Source organism: Dyadobacter soli, from assembly GCF_900101885.1.
Lineage (GTDB): Bacteria > Bacteroidota > Bacteroidia > Cytophagales > Spirosomataceae > Dyadobacter > Dyadobacter soli.
This window is the reverse complement of sequence record NZ_FNAN01000005.1, coordinates 80,890-93,284: the sequence shown is the minus strand read 5'-3', so window position 1 is coordinate 93,284 and position 12,395 is coordinate 80,890. Positions and strand designations below refer to the sequence as shown.

Sequence of the window (12,395 nt, the reverse complement as noted above, 5' to 3'; positions counted from 1 at the left end):
AAGTCGACGGAAATGGGATTGCTTTTTTGTTGGATGATTTTTAGATTTCAGGATAGTAATGAGACAGCTTCTGTATTGCCCTGCTGCATCGCGAGATCAAATGCGGATTGGCCTCTGACATCCAGAATATCCGTAGCAGCGCCGCTTTCAAGTAAAAGTTTCACCACCTCATTCCGGCCGAACATCGTCGCGAACATCAATGCCGTGCCGCCGTTACCATGCTGGCTGTCGAGATCGGCACCATAGCGGATGAGCAGTGAAGCTACTTCGGGCAATCCTTTGAATGCGGCGCCCATTAATGCTGTATTTCCACCATAATCACCTGCATTCACATCCGCGCCCGATTCGAGCAGGAGTTCGGCGGCTTCGGGGCGGTTATTGTAGCAGGCGATGAGTAACGGCGTGTAGCCCTTTTCGTCCCGCACATTTACATCGACACCCCGGCTGAGCAGTTCCCGGATCACATCCAGGTTACCCACCCGCGCCGCGTGTATCAGTACATTCGTGTAGTCTTCCATCATTGCTGGGTTTGTTCTAATGAAGTCGCTTTCAACTTAAAATCCATACCAGCACGGATGTCATTTGCCTTGATCCTTGTCGGCAAACAGCTGATTCAAAAGCTCATTCAGCTCGCCCAGGTCTATCGGCTTCACCAGATGACCGTCAAAACCCGCTTGCCGGGTCCGCTTCTTGTCGTCCGACTGCCCGTAGCCGGTGAGCGCGATGATCGCGATCTTACTGCCATCCGGGCGATTTCGGATCTGCCGGGCCGTTTCGAAGCCATCCATTTGCGGCATCGAAATATCCATTAATACTATGTCGGTGGGTTGGCTTTCGAGCAGACCTAACGCTTCCTGGCCAGCATAACTCACGTTTGCACGATGTCCCTGATGTCGGAGGACCAGCGCGAGAGTATCGGCCGCATCGCGGTTGTCGTCTACCACCAGGATGTTTCGTGCGGCGGGCTTGAGCGTCCGTTCAATGGATGGGGGTACAAATTCCACAGGCACTTCCAGGTAGGGAAAATACACGAGGAACTCGCTGCCGCGCCCCAGGCCATTACTTCTGGCCTCGACCCTGCCGCCATGCATTTCCACGAGTTGTTTTACCAATGTCAATCCCAAACCGAGACCGCCGTCCGGCCTTTTTGGTGAAGAATCCACCTGCGCGAACAGCTCGAAAATCGCTTCGAACTGATCCGAGGTGAGCCCTATGCCATCGTCTTTTACGGTCAGCAGGATTTCGGTGCCCGTTTGTACAAGGGTAACCCACACCCGGCCATTCACCTGCGTAAACCGCACGCCATTTGTGAGCAGGTTGGTCACCACTTGTGTAAGACGCGTGGCGTCGCCGTTGAGGTATAGTGGGTTTTCTGGCAATGTCAATGTCAAATGCCGGTTGCCCGACTGGTACAACGCACTTGTCGCTTCTACCGATTCGGTTACCAATGCGCCTAGTTCCACCTGCTCGCGGCGCAGCTCGATTTTCCCCCGGCTGATGCGGCTCACATCCAGCAGGTCGTCTACCAGCCGCACCAGGTGGTCTACCTGCCGGTTCATCATCGCTACCGACGTGCTCACCCGTTCGTCGTCGCCCGAGGTCATTTTCATGATCTGCAACGTGTTACGCACAGGCGCGAGCGGGTTACGCAGCTCGTGTGCGAGCATGGCCAGGAACTCGTCCTTTCGCCGGTCGGCTTCGCGCAATGCTTCTTCGGCCGCTTTCGGGCCGGTAATGTCTACAAATGTCAGTACAACGCCATTGATGCGGTCCTCGGCCGTGCGGTAGGGCAATATCCGCATCATGAACACACGGCCATCCGTGCTCTTGACTTCCCGCTCAACGGTCTGCAACTTGTCCAGTACCAGCTCTGCATCTTGCTGCAAATGCGCGTAGTCGAGGCGGTTGGTAATGTCCGACAGCGGGCGCCCGAAATCGGCGGTAATGAGGTTGAATATTTCCCTCGTCGCGGGCGTAAACAGGTTCACACGCAAACCGCGATCGAGGAACAATGTGGCCATATTGGTGGAATTGATCAGGTTTTGCAGATTGTTGCTCGTCAGCGAGATCTCATCTACCTTCACCTTCAATTCCTGGTTAATCGTAGTCAGCTCCTCATTGATCGACTGCAACTCTTCCTTGCTCGTTTCCAGTTCTTCCGCCGCCGAGCGCAACTCTTCATTGATCGCCTGCAATTCTTCGTTGGACGCTTTCAGTTCCTCGGCCTGTACCTCGTGCTGCTCATTCGACGTACGTAACTGCGCTTTCACGCGGACCAGCTCTTCTTCCAGGTGCCGGGCCATCGGCTCTACGGCGGCCAGCACGCTTTCCTGCTCGTTGGTATCACCCATTTGCTGAAACAGTACCAGGATAAATCCGCGTGCGGGATCGCCTTCGCGCAAAACCGGCCTGACGTGGATCGTGACCGTCTCAGTCTGGTCGTCCATACGGATTTTCAGGTTCCGGGCTTCGACGTTCGTCTGCTGCTGAACGGCCTGGTAAAATGCCGTCCTGAGTTCGAGACGGAGCTCAGGGCGGATCAGTTTTAGAAGATTCTTGCTGGGCTCCCCGCCTGCGATGTGCAAAAAGCGTCCGGCACGCTCCGTAAGGTGCAATATTTCGTATTCCTCATTGACGATGATCGACGGCGGCGCATATTGCTCCAACAGCTGCTGGTGTAAATCCCCGAAACTCATACGGTTTCCTGAACGCACGTCCAGTTCGGGGGCGGGCTGCGTGATGCTTCTTTTTTCGGGGATAAATTGGGGGATCGTTTCCGGCACCGGGTACGACCGGCTGGATACCTGCCTGCTTTGGTACAGGTGATTTTCACGGCTGACATTGACATACAGATCACTCGACCCATCGACGGTTTCCGACATGCCCAGCCACAGGTATGCGCCCGGCTTCAACGCAAAATGGAATGTTTCCATCGCCCTTTCCTGCGCCGTCTGGTTCAGGTAAATGAGCATGTTGCGGCAGGTTACCAGGTCGAGCTGGGAGAATGGCGGGTCTTTAAGTACATTATGCCGTGCGAAAAGTACCATCTCGCGTATTTCGCGGCGGATTCGGTATTCATTGCCGTCACGCGTAAAGAACCGCCGCAGGCGCTCGGGCGTCACGTCGGATGTGTCGTTGATATTATACTTCCCTTCCCGTGCTATCGAAAGGGCGGCTTCATCGATATCAGTGGCAAATATCTGGATCTTGGGTGCGTCCAAAACCCCGAACGTCTTTTCCGCACAGAGCATTGCCAATGAATACGCCTCTTCACCCGTGGCGCAGCCTGCAACCCAGATCCGCAATGTATGCTCCTGATTTTTGCCCTTTATCAGCAAAGGCAGTACCTCCTGCTCAATGGCCTGAAACGCCCGGTTATCCCTGAAAAAATTGGTAACGGAGATCAGCAGGTTTTTGAGCAATGCCTGCGTCTCGTCGGGCTGCTCGCGCATGTATGCCACGTACGCGGGCAGGTTGGGCAGGTTCAGGACATTGATCCGCCGCTCGATCCTGCGCATCAGCGTAGGTCTTTTATAATTGGAAAAATCATGGCCCGTACGCATCCGCAGCTGCGTAAACACCTCCCGGAGCGCCTGTTGCTGGTCCGGGGGCCGGATTTCCGACTCCACCGCAATGGCTACCGTACCAAGTCCTTCGCGGTAAGATAAAAGCTGGGCGGGAATTTGTGCTACCGGCAAGATATTGTCGACCAGCTCGGTGGCGATCGCATTGCGCGGCATTTCATTGAATGCAGCCTCCCTGGGGTTCTGCACAAATGTGGCACCGCCGTATTCTTTGATCCTTTTGAGGCCCATCGAGCCATTCGCGCCCGTGCCCGACAGGATCACGGCTATGCTCCGCTCTTTGTAAGATTCGGCCAGCATACGGAAAAACAAATCCACCGGCGCCCGCCGGTCTTCGATAGGCGCATTCGCACCGACCGTCACACGGCCTTTTTCGAGTTCAAAGTGCTTCGCGGCGGGCAGGATATAGATATGGTCCGCGACGATCTTCTCTGTCCCGGCTATGCTTTTGACCGGCAGTTTTGCCACTTTCGTGAGCAAATCGGCCAGTTGCACATTCTGATCGGGGCTTAGATGCAGCATAATGAGGTATGCCAGGCCGGTATGGGCCGGAACGTGCTCAAAAAATTCGGTCAATGCCTCCATGCCTCCTGCCGAGGCGCCTATTCCGACAACCAGCATCTGGCGGGGAGATACCTTGCCTGCGGTATCCGGGGTAGGGTTTATCATATTCAAATAACAATAACTCAACTAAAAGCTCAAAGCCGTTCTTCCGATACCCTGATCACATCATGGTCCTCGCTTGCCCGGATGGCCCGGCGGATCGACACCACGCGCTGCTGCGCTTCCCGCGCTTTACGGAAATACCGGGCAGCTTCCTTCCGCTGGTTTGCTTCCGCGAAATGGTCGCCCATGTGATTGAGCAGCATCACGTGCTCATCTACACCTCGGAGCGCCGCAAACAGGTTGTTTTCAATTTTTTCTGAAATAGCTTCCAGCAATGCTTCCGGTGAAAAAGCGTGACCGGTATGGCAGCGGTACCGCGAAAACTGCCCGTCTTTCAGCATTGTAAGTACTCCCTGGCATTCAGGGCATGACAACTTACTTACTTCACCATATTGGGGAATATTCACGTCGAAAGTGTTTTCGTCCGCCGCAACACGCACCTCGGCTCCCATTTTGTCGCGCTCGGCGTGTTCCGGTTCACTGTTCCCGTCGACGGTTTCGCAGCAAAGCCGGGCCAGCAGTGCGGCCATTTCCGAAATCGGCACAATATAGTCAATAGCTACTTCCCGAATGGCATTTTCCGGCATCGAGGGCATGTCTGCGTCCTCCGGGTCCTGCGCTATGGCTATGCCTCCGCAGCGTTTGATACTCCACAACCCGGCGGTACCATCGTCGAGCGCGCCCGTGAGGACAGCGCCGATCACCCGGTTACCGAATGCATAAGCGGCAGAGCGGAACAAGGGATCGATCGCAGGCCGGAACCGGTTCTCGCGAGGCCCGCGCGTCACGTGTACGTGCGTCGCGTCGACCAGTAAATGGTGATCTGGGCGCGCTACGTAAATGCGATTGGGCAAAATGGGCTCACCGTGTTCGGCGTGGGCAACGGGAATAGTCGTTATTTCCCCGAGTACCTTCGGCAATATTCCTTCGACGTGCGGCGACATGTGCCATACCAGAAAAATGGAAGCGTCAATGTCGGGCGGAAGGTCTGCTACCAGCCTTTTGAATGCCTCGAAGCCTCCCATCGAAGCGCCGATTACGATTATGTTTCTCGTGGCCATAAGTTCTGCGGGATATTGATGCATTAGCAGCAGAAAATAGCGTGCCCCGAAAATCTGCTAGTGCTGCGAGACCATTTTCAGCCCGGCAATGGAGAGGATCAGGGTCGTAATGAAGAAAATACGCCAGAAACTGACAGGGTCTTTAAATACCAGTATCCCCACCAGCACCGTACCTACCGCTCCGATACCCGTCCAAACTGCATACGCGGTCCCGATCGGCAGTGTTTGCGTGGCTTTGAGCAGCAATGCCATACTCACAACCAGGGAAATGATGAATCCTGTAAACCACCAATACATTTCGGTACCGCTCGTTTCGCGAACTTTTCCTAAACACGATGCAAATCCGACCTCGAACAGGCCGGCGACGATCAAAATAATCCAGTTCATAACACTTTGTTTTTTTGATACAAAGGTCCTGCGCAGGATCCGGAAAAAATTTTACAAATGATAAATAAGAAGCCTGCTACCTGATTTCCGCGCGAATGCGGCTCAGGCTCACCTGCGTGATACCGAGGAAGGAAGCAATGTGGCATAACTGCACGCGTTGGAGCAGGCCGGGCGTGGCGGACATAAGATCGAGATACCGTTCCTGGGCGGTTTTGAACTGCATGGAAATGAGCCGTTCCTCGGTTTTGATCATTTCCTGGCCGATCAGCTTGCGGCCCCAGTTGGCAATGTGAATGTCGGTTGTGAAAAGCGATTCCAGATCCTGCGCTTTCATCTGGTACAGTTGGCAGGGTTCCAGTGTTTCGATATGCTCGTAACCGGGCTGGCCGGAAACGTAACTTTTCATCGAAATTACCACGTCTCCTTCCTGACCGAACCAGAACGTCACGTCGCCCCGTTCCCCGTCGGAATAGGCGCGAACAATGCCGCTTTGGATAAAATAGAGTGTTTTCTCCGCTCTTCCCGCGCGGATGATCGTTTGGCCTTTCGGATATTGCACCTCCGAAATGTGCGCTTTCAGCGCCGCCTTCGAATGCGGCGGCAGCAGATGAAAACGGTCGAGGATTGCATCGATTTCCATGTCTGCGTCAGCTTGCTAATCTTCGGAGCGCTTCCTCTACCGAGGGCACAAAGTTGACCTGCCGCCCTTTGTTACTTTCAAATATAAAATCGCGGAGGCTCTTGCTGTCATATTTTGCAAAATCGCCAACGATGGCGAGCCGGACGCGGTAGGTGGTAAATTTCTGTAAAATTTCGCCGGCAATGCCGGTTTTCAGGTCGAAGAAGCCGGGTGTAATGTTTTGTTCATGTAAAATGATCTCGCCGTGGCCCTGGTAGTACAGATCGACCATGAGCTGCAAGCCTTCCTCCGGGGTTTGAATGAGAATTTGGTCGGATAGCACTTCTGCTATTGTGGTTTCGTGTTGTTGGTGGACGTGAATTTGCATGACGGAAACGCCGCGCGGTTTGTTTGCGGCAATGCGCTAAGTTAGTTTAAAAAGTGCTCTGCCTGGCACAACCGTCATTTGAACTTTTTCTACATTTCAAAATATTTGTTCTAATCTTCTTTTTTACTTCCGGGAATAAAAAATACAATCCGGCGTTAGTAATTACGATGGCCCGCGCCCGGCTTCCCTGCGGTGCAACAGCGCCATTGAGCGCGTAATCAAGCGTTAATTTCAGCCTCACCCTCAGGCAGGTTAGCGGCTAAAAACCCAAGCCAAAGCCCTCTTCGTTACGATTACCCTATCGCAGCAAAACTATTTTTACAAATCCAATAGAATAGTATTTTCACGACATGGGGGCTGGCTAATTTTGAAAACGGTATGCTGTTGTTTGGCATGAGATTTATCGTTAATATTCGAATTACACCTCCCGTTAATTAATCATTCATGACCCCGGAAACTGCGCAGCTTCAAGCAATTTCAAACGACCCTATACCGCTATGCCGTACGGGTGTATCGCTATCGAAGGCAGGCGGGGATTCCTTACCGGCGCAGGTTTGGGAGTTCTTCCGGGGCCTTTTCAGCACAACGCAATGGCCGCCGCGCTGGTACTGCGGCTCCTGGTCGGACTTCCACGGGTGGTTGTACATCATTTCCGACATTGTCATCTGGGCCGCGTACTTTCTGATACCCGTTTTTCTCGTGCGGTTTATCCTGAGCAGAAAAGATTTTCCGTTCCCCAAAACGATCTGGCTCTTCGTCGCATTCATCCTGTTTTGCGGGGCTACGCATTTGATCGACGCGCTGATTTTCTGGGTGCCCGTGTACCGGTTTAGCGCGCTGGTCAGGTTTGGAACAGCTATCATATCGATGACGACGGTTTACTATCTGTATAAAATATTCCCTAATGTGCTACTGCTCAGGTCCGTTTCCGATTTACAGCGTGAAATCAATGAGCGTACAGCCGTGGAAGACAAACTTGCCGAAAGCGAGTTTCTGCTCTCCGCGGCGGGCAATGTGGGCAAGCTGGGGGGATGGGAGTACGACCCCGCCACCGGACAGTTCCGATGGACCACCACCTGTGGTAATATACTGGGAACCAATGAGGAGGATATTCACAACGAAACCGATCTGCTCCAATTTTTTCCCGAACCTTATCAACTGATCATCCGGGCGGCGCTGCGGGAATCCATCGAATCCGGCAGCTCGTGGGACCACGAATTGCAGCTCACCACACCATCGGATGAGCGGAAATGGGTGCGCTTTTCGGCCACGCCGTCACTGAATGCGAACGGGCAGGTCAGCAAGATCCGGGGCATTATCATGGACATCGACCGGTACAAAACGCTGGAACTGAAACTGATCAAGTCGATCGACCAGATGGCCCAGAAAAACAGCCAGCTGCAAAGTTTCACCCACATTCTCTCCCATAACCTCCGGAACCATTCGAGCAATATCGCGCTGCTGGCGGATTTTGTCGACGAGTCGACTCTTACGAAGGACAATGAAGAGCTTTTCCAGAAGATCAAAACCGTGTCGAAACACCTCAACAGCACCCTCGACGACCTCTCGCAGGTAATCAAGATCCGCGACAATCACCTGGAAGGCGAAAAGCTGAATATCAACGACGTAACGGAGCAGGTTCTGAGCGTGCTCGACGAAAGCCTGCATACCAGCCAGGCCGAGATCGGGGTGGATTTCGAGGAGGAAGAGATCGTCTTTCCGCGCATTTACCTGGAAAGTATTCTGATGAACCTGATTTCGAATGGGATCAAGTACAAGAAGGACGGACAGCACCCGGTGATCCAGCTTCGGTTCTACCGCAACGAGCGAGGACTTAAAGTGCTCGAATACAGCGATCTGGGAAAGGGTATCGACCTGTCACTGCATGCCGACAAGATTTTTGGTTTGTATAAAACTTTCCATAAACATGAAGATGCTCACGGAGTTGGCTTATTTTTGATAAAAAATCAGATAGAAGCCCAGGGCGGGAACATTCAGGTATTCAGTAAGGTCGACGCGGGTATTACATTTAAAATTACATTCAACGAAAATGCTTGAAATACTTTGCGTAATCGACGACGACAAAATCTTCACTTACCTGCTGAAACGAATCATTGAAAAAGCCAAGATAGCCCGGGAAATCATCTTTTTTGAAAACGGCCGCGACGCCCTGGACTACCTCAGCAGCCATAAGGAAGACGTAGTGAAACTTCCGCAGCTGATACTGCTGGACATCAATATGCCCATTCTCGACGGCTGGCAGTTCCTGAACGAATACGGAAAACTGAAATCCGATGTATCCCAACCCATTTCGATCTGCATGATGAGTTCTTCGTCGGAAGTCGAGGATTACGACCGGGCGATGGACACGGGGCATGTGATGGATTATCTGCAAAAACCGGTTCAAATTCCTTCCCTGAAAGACGTTACCGACCGCGTATTGTCATTCCTTGGCCCGAAATAGCGCCAGACTCACTATTTTTGCCCTGTAACCAAATATCGATCCGCCCTGCCATTCCGTATCCTGATAGCGCCGCTGGACTGGGGACTGGGACATGCCACCCGCTGCATCCCCGTCATCAGGTACCTCATTGGGCAAGGTGGCGACGTAACCATTGCCGCATCCGGCGCGACGGCGGTATTGCTGAAAGAGAATTTCCCGCATTTGCCGCAACTGGTACTTCCCGGTTATCAGATCACGTATAGTAGTAGCGGCGGCACTTTCGTAGCCAAAATAGTGGCTCAAATCCCGAAAATTTTGCGCGCGATAAGCCGAGAACGCCAATGGCTCCGCGAAATGCAGGCTGTCCACCAGTTCGACCTCGTCATTTCCGACAACCGCTACGGACTGAAAATCGACGGGTTACAATCCGTGATTATGACCCATCAGTTGCAGATTATGACGGGTTTCGGCAGCACCGCGGATAATGTAATGCGGAAGCTGCATTACCGCATGCTGGAAAAATTCGATGCGTGCTGGGTGGTAGACGAGCAGGATAATGGGCTGGCCGGCGCATTATCGCATCCGATGCAACTGCCCGCCAATGCGCATTATATAGGATTACTCTCGCAATTGCAGCCGCCTGCCTCGGCGGTAAAGCCCGAACCCAAGTGCGTCCTTGCATTGCTCTCCGGGCCGGAACCCATGCGGGGCATACTGGAAGAGAAACTTCTTCAACAAGCTTCTTCCATTACTGATTATCAGTTCCATATCATTGCGGGCAACCCCACGGGTAGCGCACGTACGCACCTGCCCCCGCACATGAGGTACGCGTCGCACGCAAGCGCCAATGAGCTCGCCAACGCGCTGGCCCGTGCGGAACTAGTCGTTTGCCGCAGCGGCTACTCGACGCTGATGGACCTGGCCACGCTTGGAAAGAAGGCATTGCTGATCCCCACGCCAGGGCAGTCGGAGCAGGAATACCTGGCAGCGCATTTACAGGTGCAGGGCATTGCATTGTGCAGACAGCAAGCGGCGCTGAATTTGAAGAAAGACGTCACCGAAGCACTGCATTATGCCGGTTTTCCGACCCGCGTTCAGGGCACAGGGCTAATGCAGAAGGTGATCGACGATTCGTTGCGGCGGCTGAAAAATTGACGGGTGTATGGAGTTCACGCTGGGTTAAGGGCTGGGGCCCGGAAGTGAACAAGTATAACCAGAATCCGCACTTTCGCGGCGTGGATGAAGGCATTTACCCGCGTGCACGGACATTCACATTAGGCCTGCAAGTCAATATTAATGTAAACAAAAACGGGGAGTCAGTATTGGTGACGCCCCGTTTTTGTTATACTAATGCATACTTAGTTCCGCCGCTCCTGCATTCTTCCTATGCGTGCGCAGCACTTGCAGCATTTGCAGCACCACCGACAGTATAATCAGCGTGAGGCCGAGGTAAAACGACCATCGCAATTCCTTGTTTTCATGATAAATCAGGATAGCGAGGATGATCGTGTATACGGGCTCCAAATTCAGACTGAGGTTGACCGTGAATGCCGAAATGCGGCGCAATACCTGCGTTTGCAGCATATACAATACTACCGTACAAAAAAACGCCAGTATCAGAAGGTAACCCATGTCGGCCCACGAAGGCACAAGCGTGGCGACGGGGAAAAAGTAGAAGTACACGGGCATCAGGGGCGTAAGGGCAATGGCCCCGCCGATCATCGAATAGACTGTGGCCGTTTCGCTCTTAAAGGAATGCGCGAGCCGCTCGTTCGTAATCGTAAAGAGCGATCCGAGCGCGGACGAGATCACGCCAAGGGCAATACCGACGCGGTAACGCGAGTCAAAACTGAAAATCAATGCGATACCGACCAGCGTGAGCAGGCTCAGCAACAACTCGGAAAGCACGAAACGTTTGCGGTTGATCAGCGGTGAAAAAATAGCCGTAAAGAAGCCCACCAGCGAGAAACACACCACTCCGACGGAGATATTGGAATACTTGATACTTCCGTAAAAGAAAATCCAGTGCAGTCCGAGAAGCAACCCGGCCAGCGAGGTACGCGTAAAATCGCGGAACGAAATGCGTTCCAGTTTTCGGGTCGCGGCCAGGATGAGGAGCATCAGAATACCCGCCAGCCAAATGCGGTACCACGAAAGCAGGCCTTCGTTCACAGTAATAAGTTTCCCGAAAATACCGGTGAACCCGGCGAGGATGATCGCTATATGCAGCTTGATGAAAGCTTGTTTCATTGTAATGTTTGTTCAAAAAAGGTATCAAAATAGACATCGGGCGCGGTGATTTACAGCGCGAACCGGTTAAGCAAAACCCTTCGAAAGGGCTGAGGCCTAACAACCTTCATGAACAATGGTAACAGGTAATAGTAAAATCGCCTCCCGAAAAGCGGGAAGTACCAAGGAAATTCCGGTCATCAGCCCTTAGGCTACCGGAGGAGGCGAAATGCAGAAAAGAAGTCTTGCGTCGGACATAACAATGGATATTATCCTGCAAAAATAGGTCGGTTTGGCGGGAAGAGCAAACAAAAATGCCGGACCTGCGACGCAAGTCCGGCATTTTCCATTAAAACCTTACTTAAATACCGCTGATCTGCACGCCAAGCAATTTGTAAAACTCCTTCAAAATCGCGGGATGGCCCGGCCAGGCGGGCGAAGTAACCAGGTTACCGTCGACAACTGCCTGATCCGCAGGGATATTCTTCCAGGTTCCGCCGGCAAGCTCGATATCGGGCCCAACCGCAACATAAGCCGTGAGAGTTCGGCCCTGCAATACTTTCGCGGCAGTAAGAATCTGGATACCGTGGCAGATCGCGGCCACCGGTTTGTTGGCTTCAAAGAAATGACGTGTTATTTCCAGTACGCGCTTGTTCAGCCGCGTGTACTCGGGTGCGCGACCACCTGCAATGTACAGGCCGTCGTAATCGGCCGGGTCGATGCCATCAAAATCGGCGGTAATGGCAAAACGGTGACCTTGCGTCTCCTTGTAGGTCTGATCGCCTACAAAATCGTGCACTGCCGTAGGCACGGTGTCGCCTTTTTGGCGGTCGGGAGCGAGCGTATCCACCTCGAACCCAACGGAAAGCAGCGCCTGATAAGGAACCATCGCCTCGTAATCCTCGACATAATCCCCGGCCAGCAACAGAATTTTCTTTGACATAACGGTTTAGTTTAATGATTTAAAGATGTCGTACTGCATTTAAAGCTACATGAAAAATGGCCCTCTTGTTCATTT

At 52.9% G+C, this 12,395-nt stretch carries 11 protein-coding genes; 3 read left to right on the top strand and 8 right to left on the bottom strand.

Annotated features, from left to right (window positions below; genetic code table 11):
- Positions 1-47: 47 nt before the first annotated feature.
- From BLQ88_RS08915 to BLQ88_RS08890, 6 genes are all read right to left on the bottom strand, one after another.
- Positions 48-521: an ankyrin repeat domain-containing protein gene (locus BLQ88_RS08915; protein ID WP_090148549.1), complete on the bottom strand. Its 474-nt coding sequence runs from the start codon at positions 519-521 to the stop codon at positions 48-50.
- 57 nt (positions 522-578) lie between these two features.
- Positions 579-4,253: a CheR family methyltransferase gene (locus BLQ88_RS08910; protein WP_090148547.1), complete on the bottom strand. Its 3,675-nt coding sequence runs from the start codon at positions 4,251-4,253 to the stop codon at positions 579-581.
- 29 nt (positions 4,254-4,282) lie between these two features.
- Positions 4,283-5,311, bottom strand: a complete 1,029-nt coding sequence (locus tag BLQ88_RS08905; RefSeq protein WP_229212633.1) for a chemotaxis protein CheB — start codon at positions 5,309-5,311, stop codon at positions 4,283-4,285.
- Positions 5,312-5,368: 57 nt separating this feature from the next.
- The gene (locus BLQ88_RS08900) at positions 5,369-5,698 is read right to left on the bottom strand and encodes a DMT family transporter (RefSeq protein ID WP_090148543.1); all 330 of its coding nucleotides are present in this window, start codon (positions 5,696-5,698) and stop codon (positions 5,369-5,371) included.
- A 76-nt stretch (positions 5,699-5,774) separates the two neighbouring features.
- A complete protein-coding gene (locus BLQ88_RS08895) occupies positions 5,775-6,338 on the bottom strand; it encodes a Crp/Fnr family transcriptional regulator (RefSeq protein ID WP_090148541.1) in 564 nt (187 codons plus the stop codon).
- Positions 6,339-6,345: 7 nt separating this feature from the next.
- Positions 6,346-6,705: a DUF4180 domain-containing protein gene (locus BLQ88_RS08890; protein WP_090148540.1), complete on the bottom strand. Its 360-nt coding sequence runs from the start codon at positions 6,703-6,705 to the stop codon at positions 6,346-6,348.
- 444 nt (positions 6,706-7,149) lie between these two features.
- Between BLQ88_RS08890 and BLQ88_RS08885 the strand changes: the two genes are divergently transcribed.
- The 3 genes from BLQ88_RS08885 to BLQ88_RS08875 all read left to right on the top strand — a co-directional run bounded on the left by BLQ88_RS08885 (position 7,150) and on the right by BLQ88_RS08875 (position 10,303).
- Positions 7,150-8,763, top strand: a complete 1,614-nt coding sequence (locus BLQ88_RS08885; protein WP_090148538.1) for a sensor histidine kinase — start codon at positions 7,150-7,152, stop codon at positions 8,761-8,763.
- A complete protein-coding gene (locus tag BLQ88_RS08880) occupies positions 8,756-9,169 on the top strand; it encodes a response regulator (RefSeq protein ID WP_090148537.1) in 414 nt (137 codons plus the stop codon). Before BLQ88_RS08885 ends, BLQ88_RS08880 begins: the two co-directional genes overlap by 8 nt.
- A gap of 177 nt (positions 9,170-9,346) precedes the next feature.
- A complete protein-coding gene (locus tag BLQ88_RS08875; RefSeq protein ID WP_229212631.1) occupies positions 9,347-10,303 on the top strand; it encodes a glycosyltransferase in 957 nt (318 codons plus the stop codon).
- Positions 10,304-10,495: 192 nt separating this feature from the next.
- Here BLQ88_RS08875 and BLQ88_RS08870 read toward each other — a convergent pair whose 3' ends face one another.
- Positions 10,496-11,398: a DMT family transporter gene (locus BLQ88_RS08870; RefSeq protein WP_090148534.1), complete on the bottom strand. Its 903-nt coding sequence runs from the start codon at positions 11,396-11,398 to the stop codon at positions 10,496-10,498.
- 340 nt (positions 11,399-11,738) lie between these two features.
- Positions 11,739-12,320 (bottom strand): DJ-1/PfpI family protein, encoded by a 582-nt coding sequence (locus BLQ88_RS08865; protein WP_090148532.1) that lies wholly within the window; start codon positions 12,318-12,320, stop codon positions 11,739-11,741.
- Between the last annotated feature and the right edge of the window lie 75 nt (positions 12,321-12,395).

Excerpts from the sequence above, each read along its gene's own strand:
- BLQ88_RS08915 (WP_090148549.1), bottom strand. The coding sequence starts at position 521 with ATGATGGAAGACTACACGAATGTACTGATACACGCGGCGCGGGTGGGT.
- BLQ88_RS08910 (WP_090148547.1), bottom strand. The coding sequence starts at position 4,253 with ATGATAAACCCTACCCCGGATACCGCAGGCAAGGTATCTCCCCGCCAG.
- BLQ88_RS08905 (WP_229212633.1), bottom strand. The coding sequence starts at position 5,311 with ATGGCCACGAGAAACATAATCGTAATCGGCGCTTCGATGGGAGGCTTC.
- BLQ88_RS08900 (WP_090148543.1), bottom strand. The coding sequence starts at position 5,698 with ATGAACTGGATTATTTTGATCGTCGCCGGCCTGTTCGAGGTCGGATTT.
- BLQ88_RS08895 (WP_090148541.1), bottom strand. The coding sequence starts at position 6,338 with ATGGAAATCGATGCAATCCTCGACCGTTTTCATCTGCTGCCGCCGCAT.
- BLQ88_RS08890 (WP_090148540.1), bottom strand. The coding sequence starts at position 6,705 with ATGCAAATTCACGTCCACCAACAACACGAAACCACAATAGCAGAAGTG.
- BLQ88_RS08885 (WP_090148538.1), top strand. The coding sequence starts at position 7,150 with ATGACCCCGGAAACTGCGCAGCTTCAAGCAATTTCAAACGACCCTATA.
- BLQ88_RS08880 (WP_090148537.1), top strand. The coding sequence starts at position 8,756 with ATGCTTGAAATACTTTGCGTAATCGACGACGACAAAATCTTCACTTAC.
- BLQ88_RS08870 (WP_090148534.1), bottom strand. The coding sequence starts at position 11,398 with ATGAAACAAGCTTTCATCAAGCTGCATATAGCGATCATCCTCGCCGGG.
- BLQ88_RS08865 (WP_090148532.1), bottom strand. The coding sequence starts at position 12,320 with ATGTCAAAGAAAATTCTGTTGCTGGCCGGGGATTATGTCGAGGATTAC.